Here is a 16,802-nt window from a genome sequence, read left to right on the forward strand (position 1 = left end):
TTTGCTCCTGAGTGCTCCCGCCCGACTGACGCTTTTAGCGAGGTCGGGTTTTTTTTGCCTTGAGTTTCGTAAAGCCTGGAAAACCGCTAATGTCGCGCCCATTCAAAATGAGGCGAGCATGGGCTATCTACTTGTTGTAACGCTGATCCAGGCGTTTTCCTTCAGCTTGATCGGCGAATACCTGGCCGGTCACGTCGACAGTTACTTCGCGGTGCTGGTGCGCGTGTTGTTGGCCGGGCTGGTGTTTATCCCCCTGACCCGCTGGCGCTCGGTAGAACCGGCATTCATGCGCGGCATGCTGTTGATCGGCGCGCTGCAGTTTGGCGTGACTTACGTGTGTCTGTATTTAAGCTTCAGAGTACTGACGGTGCCAGAGGTGTTGCTGTTCACCATCCTGACGCCGTTGCACGTGACCCTGATCGAAGACGCCTTGAACCGCCGCTTCAATCCGTGGGCGCTGGTGGCCGCATTGGTAGCGGTGAGTGGAGCGGCGGTGATCCGCTTTGACCAGATCACTCCGAACTTCTTCGTGGGCTTCCTGCTGCTGCAACTGGCCAACTTCACCTATGCCGCCGGGCAGGTGCTTTATAAGCACTTGGTGGCGCGTCATCCAAGTGATCTGCCGCACTACCGGCGCTTTGGTTACTTCTACCTCGGCGCATTGGCGGTGGCGTTGCCAGCGTTCCTGATGTTCGGCAAGGCCAACTTCCTGCCGGAAGCGCCGTTGCAATGGGGCGTGCTGGTATTCCTGGGCTTGGTCAGCACAGCATTGGGCATGTACTGGTGGAACAAGGGCGCGTGCATGGTCAACGGTGGCACATTGGCGGTGATGAACAACCTGCATGTGCCAGTGGGGTTGTTGCTGAACTTGCTGATCTGGAATCAGCACGAGCCTTTGGGCAGGCTGTTCCTGGGTGGTTCGGTGATCCTGGCGGCGGTGTGGATCAGCCGGTTGGGCCTGCGGTCGTCGGCGCCAATTGCGTCACCAAAAAATCAATGAACGCGCGGGTCTTTTGCGGCACGCGTCGCGCGGACGAATAAACCGCGTTGATGGTAATTGCCGGCGCCTGCCATTCGCAGAGCACCGGCACCAGGCGCCCGGCGTTCAGGGCGTCTTCGACGATAAAATCCGGCAACAGGGCGATGCCCATCCCAGCTTCTGCCGCCTGGGCCAGCAGGTCGCCGTTGTTGGCGTGCAGAGGGCCGGTAACGTTGACCCGCTGGGTTTCCTGGCCCTTGCTCAGTTGCAGGCTGACGCCGCTTTGCAGATACCCATAATTGAGGCACTGGTGCTGGCGCAGGTCTTGCGGGGTTTGCGGTATGCCCGCGCGTGCCAGGTAGGCGGGCGCGGCCACCATGACCCGTGGCGCCGGCGCGAGCTGGCGGGCGATCATCGTTGAGTCGGGCATGCTGGCGATGCGGATAGTCACGTCGAAACCACCGCGTACCGGGTCGACCTGTTGGTCGCTGAGCACCAACTGCAGTTCGATATGTGGATGCTGTTCATGGAACAGCGGAATCAATTTTCCCAGGCGATGCAGTCCGAACGACATCGGCGCATTGACCCGCAACACTCCCCGTAACTCCCCGATGCCGTCTCTGGCCCGCTGTTCGGCCTCGTCCAGGGCGGCCAGTACTTCACGCGCCGCTTCAAAATACTCGGCCCCAGCCTCCGTCAAATGCAGGCTGCGGGTGGTGCGCTGAAGCAGTTGCACGCCTATGGCTTCTTCCAGCGCCTGAATCTGTTTGCTGACTTTTGAGCGCGGTACGTCCATGGCCCGCGCGGCAGCCGCAAAGCCGTTCTCGCCGACGGTGACGACAAACGCGCGCATGCATTCAATGCGATCCATGATTGTCCCTTTTTTAGAATCAATGATTCTCGATTTTAGGTAATTGTCTCGATTTTATCCAGCCCGTAAAGTTACTTCCAAGCCGCCAGCAAAGCTTCACAGCGGCGCTGAACGCACCCCTTACCGAATCGAAAACATTAAAAGGAAGTCACCATGTCTATTCGCGAATTGCTCAACCCAACCAACTCCACCCTGATCCTGATCGACCACCAGCCACAGATGGCCTTTGGCGTGCAGTCGATCGATCGCCAGACCCTGAAGAACAACACGGTGGCGCTGGCCAAGGCGGCCAAGATCTTCAATGTGCCGACCATCCTGACCTCGGTTGAGACCAAGAGCTTCAGCGGCTATATCTGGCCGGAGCTGTTGAATGTGTTCCCGGACCAGCAGCCGATTGAGCGCACGTCTATGAACTCCTGGGAAGACAAGGCATTGGTGGCAGCGGTGAAGGCCACCGGGCGCAAGAAGCTGATCATGGCGGCCCTGTGGACCGAGGTTTGCCTGAACTTCCCGGCCTTGGAAGCCCTGGCCGAAGGCTACGAGGTATACATCGTCACCGACGCCTCCGGCGGCACCAGCAAAGAAGCGCATGACATGTCGGTGCAACGGATGATTCAGGCCGGCGCGGTACCGGTCACTTGGCAGCAAGTGCTGCTGGAGTACCAGCGTGACTGGGCTCACAAAGAGACTTACGACGCGGTGATGGGCCTGGTCCTGGAGCACAGCGGCGCTTACGGCATGGGCGTGGATTACGCCTACACCATGGTGCATGGCGCGCCGCAGCGTCAGGTCAAGTAAGGCTGAACGCAAAAAAACGGCACAACGCAGGTTGTGCCGTTTTTTGTTGTTACATCACTGCCTTTTCCGCCGGGGGCAGGTGACTGGCCCCCAATACCGCCGGCAACATCCCCGCCCGCAAGTCACCGCCACTCGGCTGCTGGTACAGGCTCAAGCCAAACTCCGGCAGTACTGCCAGCAGGTAGTCGAAGATATCGCCCTGGATCCGCTCGTAGTCGGCCCATGCGGTGGTGCGGGTGAAGCAGTAGATCTCCAGCGGAATGCCCTGGGCCGTGGTCTGCATCTGCCGCACCATGCACGTCATGTTCGGCTGAATCTCCGGGTGGCTTTTCAGATAGGCCAAGGCATACGCGCGGAAGGTGCCGATATTGGTCATGCGCCGACGGTTAGCCGACATCGCGGCGACATTCCCCTGGGCTTCGTTCCAGGCTTTGAGTTCGGCCTTCTTGCGGCTCATGTAGTCGGTCAGCAGGTGTACCTGGGAAAGCCTCAGCTCTTCGTCGTCGCGGATGAAACGCACACCGCTGGCGTCGATATACAGGCTGCGCTTGATCCGCCGGCCACCTGAGGCTTGCATGCCACGCCAGTTCTTGAAGGATTCGGACATCAAGCGCCAGGTGGGAATCGAGACGATGGTCTTGTCGAAGTTCTGCACTTTGACGGTGTGCAGGGTGATGTCGACCACGTCACCGTCCGCGCCGACCTGGGGCATTTCGATCCAGTCGCCGACCCGCAGCATGTCGTTGCTGGTCAATTGCACGCTGGCGACGAACGACAGCAGGGTGTCCTTGTAGACCAACAGAATCACCGCCGACATTGCACCCAGACCGGAAAGCAGCAGCAGTGGCGAGCGGTCGATCAACGTGGCGACGATGATGATGGCGCCAAACACGAACAGCACCATTTTCGCCAACTGCACGTAGCCCTTGATCGAGCGGGTGCGGGCGTGTTCGGTGCGGGCGTAGATATCCAGCAGGGCGTTGAGCAGGGCGCTGATCGCCAGCACCATAAACAGGATGGTGAACGCCAGGGCGACATTGCCGATGAACAGGGTGGCGGTCTTGCTCAAGTCCGGCACCAGGTACAGGCCAAACTGGATCACCAGTGACGGCGTCATCTGCGCCAGGCGGTGGAAGACTTTGTTGTGCCGCAGGTCGTTGAGCCAGTGCAGCGCGGGTTGCCGGCCCAGCAACTTGACGGCGTGCAGGATGAGGTAGCGCGCCACTCGTCCGAGCAGCAATGCCACCACCAGCAACACCACCAGCGCCAGGCTGGAATGCAGCAGCGGATGTTCGTCGAGGGTGCCCCAAAGGTCTTTGACGTTGAGCCAGAGCTGTTTGATATCCATGGGTAAACGCGATTCTTCTGTAGGACGTGACGGGGCGATTAGAGCATTTAAGTCAGTCAAAGTTGTCGTTGTGGACAAATTCCCTGACAAAAAAGCGGCTGATTAACGCAGTTCGCGTAAAGAAACTCGGCCTGAGCGCCCGAAACCGTTACCCTATGCAGCTGTTTTTTTGTATTTCTTCGAGGTAGCACCCGTGTTTTCCCAATTCGCCCTGCACGAACGCCTGCTCAAAGCCGTGGCCGAGCTTAAATTTGTCGAGCCAACGCCTGTGCAAGCAGCGGCCATCCCGCTCGCGCTCGAAGGGCGTGACCTGCGGGTGACGGCTCAAACCGGGAGTGGCAAGACCGCCGCTTTCGTCCTGCCGATTCTTAACCGTCTGATCGGCCCGGCGAAAGTCCGCGTCAGCATCAAGACCCTGATCCTGCTGCCAACCCGCGAACTGGCCCAGCAGACCTTGAAGGAAGTGGAGCGCTTCTCGCAGTTCACCTTCATCAAGTCCGGCCTGATCACCGGCGGCGAAGACTTCAAGGTCCAGGCTGCCATGCTGCGCAAGGTGCCGGACATCCTGATCGGCACCCCGGGCCGGATGATCGAACAACTGAACGCCGGCAACCTGGACCTCAAGGAAGTTGAAGTCCTGGTGCTCGACGAAGCCGACCGCATGCTCGACATGGGCTTTGCCGACGATGTGCAGCGCCTGGTGCAAGAGTGCGTGAACCGCCAGCAGACCATGCTGTTCTCGGCCACCACCGGTGGTTCGACCCTGCGCGACATGGTCGCCAAGGTCCTGAATAACCCTGAGCACCTGCAGGTCAACAACGTCAGCGACCTGAACTCGACCACCCGTCAGCAAATCATCACCGCTGACCACAACGTGCACAAAGAGCAGATCCTCAACTGGTTGCTGGCCAACGAGACCTATCAGAAGGCTATCGTGTTCACCAACACCCGGGCCATGGCCGACCGCATCTACGGTCGCCTGGTGGCTCAGGAGTACAAGGCGTTCGTCCTGCACGGTGAGAAAGACCAGAAGGACCGCAAGCTGGCCATCGACCGCCTCAAGCAAGGCGGCGTGAAGATCCTGGTCGCCACCGACGTTGCCGCCCGCGGCCTGGACGTGGATGGCCTGGACATGGTGATCAACTTTGATATGCCCCGCAGCGGCGACGAATACGTACACCGTATCGGCCGTACCGGGCGTGCCGGCAACGATGGCCTGGCGATCTCGCTGATCTGCCATGGCGACTGGAACCTGATGTCGAGCATCGAGCGCTACTTGAAGCAGTCGTTCGAGCGCCGCACCATCAAGGAAGTCAAAGGCACCTACGGCGGGCCGAAGAAGGTCAAGGCGTCGGGCAAGGCTGTTGGCGTGAAGAAGAAAAAGGTCGACGCCAAGGGCGACAAGAAGAAGGCCGGTGCCAAGTCGCCGACCAAGCGCAAGATTGCCAACCGTCCAAAGACCGACAATCTGTCGTTGGTCAGCAAGGACGGCATGGCGCCTTTGAAGCGCCGCAAGCCGGAAGCACCGGCTGCCGAGTAAGGCTTGAGCCATAAAAAAACCGGACAATGTCCGGTTTTTTTTCGCCTTAGTTTTTAGTTTTGCCGGTCGCTTCTTTCAGTTCTGTGAGGCGCTGGTCGATCAGTTGGCACTTGTCGGGCAGGTCTGCGCTGGCGGTTTCCAGCTTCATGTTCTGCAGCTCTTCGTTGATCTCCTTGGCCTTCTCTGGATTCTGTTGGGTGAGCTTGGTCACCTCCTCGGCCAGTTGCTCACGTTTGGCGGTGGCTTCTTCCGGCGTGCAGGCCCAGGCGGGCAGGGCGGCAAGCAGCGTGGCGGCGACGGCCATATTCAGCAGGGTTTTCATGATTCGGACCTCCATGGCGATGATGTTCGGTTGAGGGCCGCGAGCGCTTAAAAGTTCAGCGAAATTGCGCCTGTCCACTAGGCTGAACGGACGATGGCCCGGCATGTCACACCTTTGAAGGGCCTATTTCGTGTGCCTTCAGGAGGAATCAGGATGACGACTTACGATTGGGATTTGATCGAACGATTGTTGCATGAGGTACAGAACGGTGGCGCCAACTTCGCCCCGCGTAAATATGCCGAGGAGGAAGCCGCTGAAAGGGCTAACGCTGGAGAGCCCATCGGTAACCTTGATGAGTTTAAAAAGACCGCAGCGGATTACGAGGCGTTGTTGTTCAAGCACGGCTTTATTGAGTCGAGGTCAGAGGAAGAGTGCGGCAATGGGGAGAATTTCAAACTAACCCCGCGCGGCTCACAGCTGCTGAGCCTGATCGACAGCAGCATCCCCGGCAATAATCACCCCCGGCAGGTGCTGGACGAACAGGCGGATGCGCTGGATCCGGCGACGTTTGATGAAGTAGCTTCGAAAGCACAGATTGCCTGATGTCTACGGGGTGCCAGCCTTCAGGCATTTAAGGGCCTTGAAGTCGCTGCGCACCTTGTCGATCTTCTGCGTGAGCTTCTGGCGCTGCGGCACGGTGCTTTCCGCCATCAGGTCGACGATCAGGCTGCGGGCTGCGGTTTCGGTCTGGGCGTAGGCCTGGCGATATTCCGGCGTCCACAGGCTTTCGCGGTCTACCAGCAGTTGCTCGATCTTCTGTGGGAAATCGCTGCTGTGGCGATCTTTGACCGCTGCGATAAACAGCGTTTGCCAGTGGGCGCGGTTGCCAATCCATTGTTGGTTCTGCTCACCCAAGGCGATCGACCAGGCGGTGACGCGATTCTGCTGGCTGGCGCTTAACGGCCCGAGCCACGCATCGAGGCGCTTGTTCATGCGCTCGGCGCGCTCTTTGATCTGCTGCTCGAGGGGCGGTTTCAGGTATTCGTCCTGACGCTTGCGCAGGTCCTTGGCGAATGCTTGCTCCATATCCTTTACTTGTTGGTCGTCCAGCCCCTGCAATAGCTCGACGGCGGACGGTGTGATCGCCCGGGCGCTCTCGGCAATGGCTTGCTTGGCCTCGGCGGTACGGGTTTGCAGGGCGGCGTCGGTCACCTGGTTGGTGTCGACCATTTGTTGCAGGCGGTCGAGCCAGTCCAGGTAGCCCGGCAACTGGGTGGTGCAATGCCAGGCCAGGTGTTCCTTGAGTGTGTCGTTGAACCAACTCTTCTGCCCGGCATTCATCTCCAGGTAGTCGCTGAGGGTCCAGGGGATGATCACATCCAGATTGCGATAGGCCAGGCCTACCCGATTGCAGCCGGCAAGCACCAGGCTGAGGGTCAGCAACATCACCAGAAGTTTTAAGCGACGCAGCATGGGCGAGTCCTTGCGCAGACGAGGTTATTGCATCTGAACCCGTCAGTGCAGCGACAGTTCAGCTCATCAATAAAACGCTCGCTCTGCTTTTAAGGTCAATAGCCCGTCGCATTGCGAGTTGTGTCCGGAGTAGGCCGAGCAATCGCCGCCGCTGAGGCTGGAGTCGCTGTAGATCAGGTTCAGGTCGACACCCATCCATGGCCGGGAGAATTGCACCGACCAATCGCTGAAACTGCGGATGGAGCTGCCATCGGCAACCGACACCGGGGTGCCTAACTGGTGGGTGGTGTACTTCATGCTGACGCCGATGCCGAACGGCTTGGTGCCGCCGAGGTCGGCGAACAAGGTGCTGTCCTGGCGATCCGGGTCGTTGCTGAAGGAGGCGCCGAAGCGGTTGCCCAGCACGGTCAGGCCGCCGTAGAACTCCTGGCTGTCGAGGGGGCTCAGCTTGGGATAGCTGTAGTGAATCATCCCCAGCTCATAACCCAGGGTCTGGTCAAAAGGGCGCTTGAAGCCCAGGTAGGAATCGACTTCCAGATTGCTGGTAGGGGAAATCCCCATGCTCGGTGAGAACTGGCCGAGGTACAGGCCGCTGCCGTGGCTCAGGTCCAGGCCGCCGTGGAACGAGTCGCTCCCGGGGGCGGTGGGCTTTACCAGGCCTTGAGCCATGCTTCGGCTAGGTGTTGTGCCCAATTTCAGGTCGAAATCACCCAATTCACGCTGGAAAACCTGCGCTTCGGCGAGGGGGCTGGCCAACAGGGCACCGGCCAGGAAAATGCAGGATTTGAGCATGCTTCACTCCATGAAAAGCGAGGAGCAGTAACGGGAAATATCAGGCAAATGCCCGATCTAGACGTGTGCAAGCATACCGGCGATGGTTCGCAGATGAAGCCCGTTCGTCGATTGGTGTAAAAGGGGGTGGATCAGAGGGTGTTGCGGGCTCTAGTCCTAGCGCCTTGAAAGGCAAAGCGCTTAGGGACCAGGTGTGATGCGCCAGTATTACTTTTTACCCAGGGTGATCTGCTTGGACGGGCCGAAAGTCTGGCCGCTTACGCCTTTGGCGATCTGCTGGATTTCGCCGCCCTGCTTGAGGAATGCAGCGATTTGGCTGTTGATCGATTCGCTGGTTTCAACGGCGGGAGCTGGCTTTGCTTTGCTGTTGGATGCTTTTACGCGCATGGCGGCCACTAACCTGTAGAAAATTAACTTGGCCATGCATCGTACATGAAATGCTTGACAATTGCTTGGCAAATATCCTCCTGAAATATACGGCGGACTTATGAATTGTCTGCAATGAATGATTGAAATAGTCACCTAACTCGCTGTTTTAAATCGAAACCCGGGAAGAAAACATGCCCGGGGCGCCGGCAGAATTCAGGCTGATCATCTGACGAGCGGGGCGCTGCCCGGCAAACCCATGATTTTTCAGGGCCGTACGCCGCTACACGGGACCGCCGCCGTCAACTCGGGTAGAATGCCGCCCACGCAATGAGGGTATTTGAAATGGCTTTAGTCGGGCGCTACAACAGCTTGCAAGTGGTTAAACACACTAACTTTGGTTTGTACCTGGATGGTGATCAAGAGGGCGAAATCCTCTTGCCCAACCGTTATATCCCCAAAGATATTCCCAGTGAAGATGAAGACTGGCTCAACGTTTTTATTTATCTGGACAGCGATGACAAACTTATCGCGACCACCGAAAAACCAAAAGTACAGGTGGGTGAATTTGCCAGTCTGAAAGTGGTTGAAGTCAACAGCATCGGTGTATTCCTCGATTGGGGCCTGCCCAAGGATTTGCTGCTGCCTTACTCCGAAGAAAAGCGTCAGCTGACTGCCGGTGAGTATTGCGTGGTGCACGTCTACCTCGACAAACACACCAAGCGCATCACCGCCACCGCACGCCTTGACCGCTACCTGGACAAGACCCCGGCCACCTACAAGGTCGGCCAGGAAGTTGACTTGCTGGTGGCTGAAGCCACCGACATGGGCTTCAAGGCCATTATCAACAACAAGCACTGGGGCCTGATCCACAAGAACGAAGTATTCAAGTTCCTGCGCCCGGGCAAGGAAGAGAAAGGCTTCATCAAGGAAATCCGCGCCGACGGCAATATCAGCCTGAGCCTGCAGCCTGTGGGTGAAGAAGCGGCCTCCAGCCTGAACTCGAAGATTCTCGCCAAGTTGCGTGACAACAACGGCACCTTGCCGGTCAGCGATAAAAGCGATCCAGCAGTGATCAGCAGTTTGTTCGGTGTCAGCAAGGGCAACTTCAAGAAGGCCATCGGTGCCCTCTACAAGCAGGGTCACATCGTGATTCACGCGGATCGCATTGAACTAAGCTGATCGCGGTTTGCTCTTTTGTAGGAGCGAGGGGGACGCCTGGTTCTTGCTCGCGAAGAACGTCAAGGCAACGTGTTCATTCAGACTGGGCGCGTTATCGTTGACGACCATCGCGAGCAAGCTCGCTCCTACAAGGGTCACGACCATGTCCAGGAAAACACTCTTCGCCTACCTTGGTTCCTTGCTCGCCTTTCTGATCCTTGACGGCCTGTGGCTCGGCGTCCTCATGGGGCCGACCTACAAAGCGCTGCTCGGCCCACTGATGCTCGATCAGCCGCGCCTGTTCCCGGCTGTGGCGTTCTATCTCCTCTATGTATTCGGTTGTCTGGTGTTTGTCGTCCTTCCGGCTTTGGCGAGCGGCGGCTGGCAACGTGCCGCGCGGCTTGGCGCGTTGCTGGGGCTGGTGGCTTACGGCACCTATGACTTGAGCAATTGGGCGACCTTGCAAGGATGGTCTGCCGGGCTGGCCGTCATGGACATCGCTTGGGGCACCTTCCTCAGTGCAGTTAGCTGCACCGTGGGCTATCAATGTGCACGCAGGGTGCACAATTGATTGTGTACAGGATTGGTCTGCACCATCCCTGAGCGAGCCTGCACCGTCTAATCATCCCTGCGCCATTGTGTAACCTTCTGAAGACCGTTGTCCCAGACGGATTGTGCCGAGTTTTAATTCATTGGCACGCATTCTGCTCATCAACTCGTATACAAACCATGCCGCCTCCCGTACGCACTCCCGTCGCGGGTGGCAGGCCGGTATTTACGAGGAGCCCTGCGATGACCGAACAATTGCCCAAAGGCTATAGCCCGCGCCTGTACAACCAGGACTTGGGACCGCTGCCGCAAAAATGGAACTGGTACAACATCTTCGCCTTCTGGATGAGCGACGTGCACAGCGTCGGCGGTTACGTATTCGCCGCCAGCCTGTTTGCCCTGGGGCTGGCGAGTTGGCAGGTGTTGATTGCCTTGCTCGCCGGTATCTGCATTGTGCAATTGATCGCCAACCTGGTGGCCAAGCCGAGCCAGCAGGCGGCTGTGCCGTACCCGGTGATCTGCCGGTTGGCCTTTGGGGTTTTTGGGGCGAACATCCCGGCAGTGATTCGCGGCTTGATCGCGGTGGCCTGGTATGGGATCCAGACGTACCTGGCATCCAGCGCACTGATCATTGTGGTGCTGCGCTTTTTCCCACAGATGGCGGTATACGCAGAGCCGCATTTTGCTGGGCTGTCGTACCTGGGCTGGTTTGGTTTCCTCAGCCTGTGGACGCTCCAGGCGCTGGTGTTCTGGGCCGGCATGGAATCCATCCGTCGTTTCATCGACTGGGCGGGGCCCGTCGTCTATGCGGTGATGTTTGCCCTGGCCGGCTGGATCGTCTGGAAGGCGGGCTGGGCGAATATCAGCTTTACGCTGGCGGAAAAGTCGCTGTCAGGCTGGCAGGCGTTTGGCCAAATCATCGTGGCGACCGCCTTGGTGGTTTCGTACTTCTCCGGGCCAACCCTGAATTTCGGTGATTTCAGCCGCTACTGCCGCACGATGAAGGATGTGCGTCGCGGCAATTTCTGGGGCTTGCCGGTAAATTTCCTGGCGTTCTCCCTGGTCACCGTGGTGATCGTCTCGGGCACCTTGCCGGTGTTTGGTGAAATGCTCCACGACCCGATTGCCACCGTTTCGCGCATCGACAACGACATGGCCGTGTTGCTGGGGGCATTTGCCTTTGTCACGGCGACTATCGGTATCAACATCGTGGCCAACTTCGTCTCGCCGGCCTTTGATTTTGCCAACGTGGCACCGAGCAAAATCAGCTGGCGTGCCGGTGGAATGATTGCGGCGGTGGCCTCGATCTTCATTACACCCTGGAACCTGTTCAACAACCCGTTGATGATCCACTACACCCTCGACATCCTCGCGGCATTTATCGGGCCGTTGTTCGGGATTCTGCTGGTGGATTTCTATCTGATCAAAAAGCAGAAGATCGATGTGGACGCGCTGTTCGATGACAGCCCGAGCGGGCACTACTACTTTGACGGCGGTGTGAACTGGACGGCGGTCAAGGCACTGGTGCCCGCGACGCTGGTGGGCGTCGCGATCACCTTTACCCCGGCGCTGCAGGGCATGGCCAACTTCGCCTGGTTTACCGGCTGCTTCCTGGGTGGGCTGTTTTTCCTGGTGCTGGCGCGGCGTGAACAGGTGCGTGCGCCTGTGCCGATGGTTGCCGGCTGACCAGTATCGATCCGGCCACTAATAATCCGGCGCCGGCGACTACCAGCGCCGGTTGCAGGCCACCGCTGAGGTGGCTGCTCACCGACGCCAGCAACGGCCCGCTCAATTGGCCGATTGCAAAGCTGGCAGTCAGCAACCCGGTGCTGCGCTGGTAGCCGTGGGGGGCGACCTCACGCAAGCGCGCCATCACCAGTTGCATGCACGCCAGGAATGGCCCGCCGCACAGCAATACTCCCAACGCCAGGCCCCAACCGTTGCCCAGCAGGCACGCAAACACCCCGGCTGCTTGCAGCCAAAGGGTGGTCATCAGCCAGCGACGGGTGGTGTCCGGGTCCTTGCGGCGCAAGCTCGCGACCACCACGCCAATCGCGGCAGCCAGGCCAAAGCAGGGCCAGAACAGGTCCGCCTGCCAGGCGCCTTTGAATTGCGCGCTGGCCATCTGTGACAGGAACGTCGCCGGGATGATGTAGCCGAGGCCGTACAACATGTAGATCCAGCACAGGTGGGTGATGCTGCCGTTGCTGGCCACGTCGGTGTGGCTGGCAACGGGCGAGCCGGTGGCGGAAGGCTTGGGCAGGAACGGCAGGATTGCCAGCAGCATGACCAGCGCGACGATGCCATACACCAGCCACAAGGTCGCAGAATCCTGTCCCAGCAGGTTGGAGCCCAGCGCCAGCAGCCCGGTCAACAGAATCCCCAGCCCAGGCCCGGCAAATACCAGCGCACCCAAACGTGGGCGCCCGGCCGCAATGGCCAGCGGCTGACTCAGGCTGGTGATCATCACTAACGCCCAGGCGCTCGCCACGCCGGTACCGAAGCGCAACAGCAGATGCGGCCAGAACCCATGGGCCCAGTACGACGCCAGGGTCAGCAGCACACATAACCACAGCCCACCGTACAAACGCCCGCGCACATGGTGATGGCTGCGAGCGAATATCGAATCCACCGCGCCGACGAAATAGCCCAGGTAGTTGGCCGCCGCGATCAACCCGGCGCCGGTCAGGTCGATCTGGCCTTCGCTGAGTAAATGCGGCATTTGCGGGGTAAGTGCGAAGCGGCCAATGCCCATGGCCATCATCAAGGCGATAAAGCTGGCGAGTAAGCGGATCAGCGGTGACATGATGTTTTTTCCTGGGAGCAGCGAGTGACCATCAGGCTAAAGCGGATTGACTTTCTGTAAAAATGAATAATAGTGAGTAACTTGTTCAGTTTTGGAGAAAGGTGATGGAGTTTAGTCAATTGCGGATTTTCCAGGCCGTGGCCGAGGAGGGCTCCATCACCCGTGCCGCCGAGCGTTTACATCGGGTGCCGTCCAACTTGTCGACCCGGCTTAAACAAATGGAAGAACAGCTGGGCGTCGAACTGTTTGTACGCGAGCGCCAACGTTTGCAGCTTTCTCCCGCGGGCAAAGTGCTGTTGGACTACAGCGCGCGCCTGCTGGCCCTGCATGACGAAGCCCATGGCGCGGTGCAAGGCGGGCAACCGGCCGGCGACTTTGTGCTGGGCAGCATGTACAGCACGGCGGCGATTCATTTGCCCAAGCTGCTGGCGCGTTACCACAAGGCGTATCCGATGGTGAACCTGCAGGTGCAGTCGGCCCCCAGTGGTGAGCTGCTGGAAGGCTTGATCACCGGGCGCCTGGATGCCGCGCTGGTGGACGGGCCGTTAACCTTGGCCACCCTCGATGGCGTCCCGCTGTGCGAAGAGCGCCTGCTGCTGATTTGCGAGGCGGATCACCCGCCCGTGCGTGGGCCGCAGGATGTTGCCGGCCGCTCGGTGTTCACTTTCCGACGCAGTTGTTCCTACCGGGCGCGTCTGGAAGCCTGGTTTTCCCACGACCGCGTGGCCATGGGCCGGGCCATCGAGATTGAGTCTTACCAGGGCATGCTGGCCTGCGTGATCGCCGGATCCGGGGTGGCGCTGATGTCGGAATCAATGCTCGACAGCTTGCCGGGCAAGGACAGCGTGTCCATTCATCCGTTGGCGGAGCCATTTGCCAGCGCCACCACCTGGTTGATGTGGCGTAAGGGCATGCTCGGCGCTAACCTCAATGCGTGGATTGACCTGCAGCAAGAGGGCAAGGTGCTACCGGAATCCGAAACCCGAGCGATCGCTTGAACGATCCGTCAGGATTTTGATCAATTCAGTAATAGTTCGTTGTGGTTTCGTTCAAGCAATATGTAGGACTTAAGACTACTATCTGTAGGAAGCGGCCACAGAATTCCAGCCGCTCGGCATTACCCCAAGGGGGCACCATGAAAGAGAAACTGCAAAACTGGCTGCACGACCTCGGCGTCGCACTCGGCTTGATCGAGCCACCGCTGCAACCGGTGCCAATCCGCACCGATGACGAGCAGCGTCGCCCGCGTCGCAGGTAAGTCCTGGAAAGCGCTCAAGCACGTTTGTTTGAGCGCGGTCAGGTGGTTTGCCTACCTATTGAAGTCATGATTGATCATGACCTGTCGCTGTGTACTTCTATTCTTCGTCTGGCCATGGCCGGACGTTTTCGTTTCTGGGATCTGGTGAGTTTCCCAAAACGCCTGCTTTCAGAAAACCCGTCAGGGTTTTGTTTAATAACGCCGCGGTGATACGGATAAGTCGTCCGAACGTGTACGCGTCCGTCAGGCTTTGGCTTTAAGCGTCGGAAGTGGACTACTTGTTTATCAGAGTTGACTGGCTTATTGAATTCTAAAGATCAGCGTAGGTTGAGTTCCATCACGAAAAGATTTGTATCGTTTGCATTTATGCATTCCCCCAACTTTATTCAGTTCCGCTCTCCGGGGCATGAGTAAGCCAGAACAGTTGGAGACAAAACTATGATGTACTCTTCCATTCCGCCAGTCGCCGCTTCACTTATCGCCACCACCGAAAATATCTTGCATATCGCACCTGCATCGAGAGGCTGGAAGGCTGACGCGCCCAGCAACGTAGTGTTTTTTCCTCCGACATTATCCAAGCAAGCTCTGCTTATACAGATCGGACTTCTGCGCCCATCAACCATCATTGTTGCAGACCAAGTTATCGATGCCGACATCATAGGCCAGTGGCGTATATCTCATCCATTTGGAAACCTCCATTTAGTCCGCCGTGGTGCGAGTCTGGATAAGGTGCGACTGGATCTTTGCGAGTCCCACAATATTCAAGTAATCAATACGCCAGGCATTAACGCGCCGCATGTCGCCGCCTATATTGCGCACTGGTTGACACTGGCGGATGGCTCCATGCCCCGTGAAATCTGTGTACTGGGATACGGCAATGTAGGGAAAGCGCTTGTTAAGTTACTGCTTGATCAAGATCCGGGTGTTCGGATCAAGGTGTTGGATCGACGTGATCGAGTAGCGGGCAATATCGGGAAAGCCTCCTCCGATTGTAGAGTCTCATTTGCCGCTGACTGGCTCGACGCGCTGGAGGGTGCCTATGCGGTCGCCGTATGCGTGTCCTTGAATGATGAATCCGCCCATCGCATAGATCGGACCCTCATTCAACGTATGCACAGACAGGCTCGCCTGGTCTGTGTCTCCAAGCCGGATGTCTTTAGCGATGATGCGTTGCAGGCCCTGGCAACGGCTGAAGACACTCAACTGGTGTTGGACTACGGCCCCCGGACATTGTATGCGTTCCGGATGCGCGCACAAGCGCTCGGCTGCTGTGTCTCCACGTGGCGCAACCCGGCGACGCTGACGACACAGGCGGCCACCACCGAAGCCTGCCATTGCGACCTCGACTATGCGGTCTCTGTGCAACTGAGCTTGATGGCCTTGCGCAGCCTTGTCAGGCGCGATCTTGCACACTCATTGGCGATCCCCTCTCAGCATGCTGATGCCGGTGCGCCGCGCGTGTCGATCATCGGCAGAGGTATCAACGGCCTGCTCCAAGCCGTGATGTTCCGCCTGGCGAATTATCAGGTCATGGTTTACGGAGGAAATCACGCGCGGGATGGCGCCAGTCACAAGCAGGTGAACATGCGTCATCTGTCAGCAACGGAGACGATTGCAAAGCCGCTGCATAACGATTATCTGACTCCCGGAAACCAGCACTTGGCCGTTGAGTGCAATCGAGCAGGCATCGAGCTGTTTGAAAAGCTCCTGGCCGACAACCCTTCGTTGGCGCGATTCGCGCGGTCGCGGATCGTACGCGCCTATGTGGACGGCGCCAGCGGCGTAGAGGCCGCGATCAGCGAGCAACGTGACATCGAAAACAGGCCTTGGCCGAGTGGCAAGCCGGGACGTGAACTGGCAGAGATCGGTCAACTGCAATTTCAGGCAACGTATGGCGTCCCTGGGGTATGTCGGGCGATTGAGGTGTCGGGCTACGATCTGGAGTTCAGCCATCTTATGGAGGAGATGGTGTCGCTTTTGCAGCGCTCCGGGGTTCAGTTCCTGCCCCAGCGCCTAAGCCCGGTTCAAATTGCTGATCTGAGTAGAGAGCACTTCGTCGTCACCGCCATGGGGGTAGAGGAGCCAGAGGTAGTTGCGATCATTGGCTGGTTTTTCAAGCTTCGCGCCGTTGGTCATGAAGGTGTCGAGATGCGCGGACTCAAGCTGCAGTACGATCTGCCAATCGGTGTCATGAATTGCCGGTTGGACGGGGACTGCATTCTTGTCTCCGGCGGGCAGGTTCCGCCCGATTCGACGCCGCAGTACAAGGAGCAGATACGGGCGGCGTGCCTGGCTGCTGTTTCTCGGCACTTTCCACAGTCCTACGCCAGGGCGATCGAACGTGGCGACTTGCAGCTTATCGAATGTGCCAGGCCCGGCACCGTGGATGGACTTTCAATCGTTCATTGGTCCGCCTACAACCGAATTGTGGCGGGGGCAACTTACGCGGCAGGTACAACCCAGGGATTGGTTTGGGCCTCTTTGGTCCAGGCCGTCATCCAGGCAAGAGCGCCGGCAGTTTCGGCAATGTGGGAATAAAAAAAACGGGTGCGACATCCGACGTCGCACCCGCTGAAGAAAGCTTCTTTCGACGGTTCTT

General features: G+C 58.5%; 17 protein-coding genes. 10 read left to right on the forward strand and 7 right to left on the reverse strand.

Going from position 1 to position 16,802, the window contains the following annotated elements:
• Positions 1-118 precede the first annotated feature (118 nt).
• Positions 119-1,000 (forward strand): carboxylate/amino acid/amine transporter, encoded by an 882-nt coding sequence (locus ACUN0G_RS06580; RefSeq protein WP_445572952.1) that lies wholly within the window; start codon positions 119-121, stop codon positions 998-1,000.
• Here the strand turns inward: ACUN0G_RS06580 and ACUN0G_RS06585 are convergent.
• Positions 945-1,850: a LysR family transcriptional regulator gene (locus ACUN0G_RS06585; protein ID WP_421552370.1), complete on the reverse strand. Its 906-nt coding sequence runs from the start codon at positions 1,848-1,850 to the stop codon at positions 945-947. The two genes, ACUN0G_RS06580 and ACUN0G_RS06585, sit on opposite strands and share 56 nt — an antisense overlap.
• A gap of 153 nt (positions 1,851-2,003) precedes the next feature.
• On the opposite strand from ACUN0G_RS06585, the gene ACUN0G_RS06590 reads away from it, so the two are divergent.
• Complete coding sequence (locus tag ACUN0G_RS06590) at positions 2,004-2,648, forward strand: hydrolase (protein ID WP_063032481.1); 645 nt, start codon at positions 2,004-2,006, stop codon at positions 2,646-2,648.
• Positions 2,649-2,697: 49 nt separating this feature from the next.
• On the opposite strand, the gene ACUN0G_RS06595 is transcribed toward ACUN0G_RS06590, so the two are convergent.
• Positions 2,698-3,996, reverse strand: coding sequence for a mechanosensitive ion channel family protein (locus ACUN0G_RS06595; RefSeq protein WP_063032480.1), 1,299 nt, complete (start codon positions 3,994-3,996; stop codon positions 2,698-2,700).
• A gap of 193 nt (positions 3,997-4,189) precedes the next feature.
• Here ACUN0G_RS06595 and ACUN0G_RS06600 point away from each other — a divergent pair, with 193 nt between their 5' ends.
• Entirely contained in the window at positions 4,190-5,536 is a 1,347-nt protein-coding gene (locus ACUN0G_RS06600) for a DEAD/DEAH box helicase (protein WP_063034035.1), read from the forward strand.
• Between the two features lie 46 nt (positions 5,537-5,582).
• Here ACUN0G_RS06600 and ACUN0G_RS06605 read toward each other — a convergent pair whose 3' ends face one another.
• Complete coding sequence (locus tag ACUN0G_RS06605; RefSeq protein WP_445572953.1) at positions 5,583-5,858, reverse strand: hypothetical protein; 276 nt, start codon at positions 5,856-5,858, stop codon at positions 5,583-5,585.
• 153 nt (positions 5,859-6,011) lie between these two features.
• Between ACUN0G_RS06605 and ACUN0G_RS06610 the strand changes: the two genes are divergently transcribed.
• Positions 6,012-6,401 (forward strand): transcriptional regulator, encoded by a 390-nt coding sequence (locus tag ACUN0G_RS06610; RefSeq protein ID WP_421552367.1) that lies wholly within the window; start codon positions 6,012-6,014, stop codon positions 6,399-6,401.
• Positions 6,402-6,404: 3 nt separating this feature from the next.
• On the opposite strand, the gene ACUN0G_RS06615 is transcribed toward ACUN0G_RS06610, so the two are convergent.
• The 3 genes from ACUN0G_RS06615 to ACUN0G_RS06625 all read right to left on the reverse strand — a co-directional run bounded on the left by ACUN0G_RS06615 (position 6,405) and on the right by ACUN0G_RS06625 (position 8,450).
• Positions 6,405-7,271, reverse strand: a complete 867-nt coding sequence (locus ACUN0G_RS06615; protein WP_445572954.1) for a DUF6279 family lipoprotein — start codon at positions 7,269-7,271, stop codon at positions 6,405-6,407.
• 66 nt (positions 7,272-7,337) lie between these two features.
• Positions 7,338-8,063 (reverse strand): TorF family putative porin, encoded by a 726-nt coding sequence (locus ACUN0G_RS06620; RefSeq protein ID WP_093200590.1) that lies wholly within the window; start codon positions 8,061-8,063, stop codon positions 7,338-7,340.
• A 207-nt stretch (positions 8,064-8,270) separates the two neighbouring features.
• Entirely contained in the window at positions 8,271-8,450 is a 180-nt protein-coding gene (locus ACUN0G_RS06625) for a hypothetical protein (RefSeq protein ID WP_003210722.1), read from the reverse strand.
• Positions 8,451-8,774: 324 nt separating this feature from the next.
• Between ACUN0G_RS06625 and ACUN0G_RS06630 the strand changes: the two genes are divergently transcribed.
• The 3 genes from ACUN0G_RS06630 to ACUN0G_RS06640 all read left to right on the forward strand — a co-directional run bounded on the left by ACUN0G_RS06630 (position 8,775) and on the right by ACUN0G_RS06640 (position 11,825).
• On the forward strand, positions 8,775-9,611 hold the full coding sequence (locus tag ACUN0G_RS06630; protein WP_017479141.1) for a CvfB family protein: 837 nt from the start codon (positions 8,775-8,777) through the stop codon (positions 9,609-9,611).
• A 142-nt stretch (positions 9,612-9,753) separates the two neighbouring features.
• Positions 9,754-10,161 carry a DUF2177 family protein gene (locus ACUN0G_RS06635; RefSeq protein WP_445572955.1) on the forward strand — a complete coding sequence of 136 codons (408 nt, stop codon included), beginning with the start codon at positions 9,754-9,756 and terminating at the stop codon, positions 10,159-10,161.
• Positions 10,162-10,382: 221 nt separating this feature from the next.
• Positions 10,383-11,825: an NCS1 family nucleobase:cation symporter-1 gene (locus tag ACUN0G_RS06640; protein ID WP_445572956.1), complete on the forward strand. Its 1,443-nt coding sequence runs from the start codon at positions 10,383-10,385 to the stop codon at positions 11,823-11,825.
• Here ACUN0G_RS06640 and ACUN0G_RS06645 read toward each other — a convergent pair.
• On the reverse strand, positions 11,737-12,945 hold the full coding sequence (locus ACUN0G_RS06645) for an MFS transporter (protein WP_445572957.1): 1,209 nt from the start codon (positions 12,943-12,945) through the stop codon (positions 11,737-11,739). The genes ACUN0G_RS06640 and ACUN0G_RS06645 overlap by 89 nt on opposite strands.
• A gap of 104 nt (positions 12,946-13,049) precedes the next feature.
• Here ACUN0G_RS06645 and ptrR point away from each other — a divergent pair, with 104 nt between their 5' ends.
• The 3 genes from ptrR (at position 13,050) to ACUN0G_RS06660 (ending at position 16,741) form a co-directional block, all read left to right on the forward strand.
• Entirely contained in the window at positions 13,050-13,943 is an 894-nt protein-coding gene (gene ptrR, locus ACUN0G_RS06650; protein WP_017479137.1) for a putrescine utilization regulator PtrR, read from the forward strand.
• A 137-nt stretch (positions 13,944-14,080) separates the two neighbouring features.
• A complete protein-coding gene (locus ACUN0G_RS06655; protein ID WP_003210728.1) occupies positions 14,081-14,203 on the forward strand; it encodes a PA1414 family protein in 123 nt (40 codons plus the stop codon).
• A 438-nt stretch (positions 14,204-14,641) separates the two neighbouring features.
• Positions 14,642-16,741, forward strand: coding sequence for an FAD-dependent oxidoreductase (locus ACUN0G_RS06660; protein WP_445572958.1), 2,100 nt, complete (start codon positions 14,642-14,644; stop codon positions 16,739-16,741).
• The last annotated feature ends 61 nt before the right edge of the window (positions 16,742-16,802 follow it).

This window comes from Pseudomonas sp. 32A (assembly GCF_052682255.1).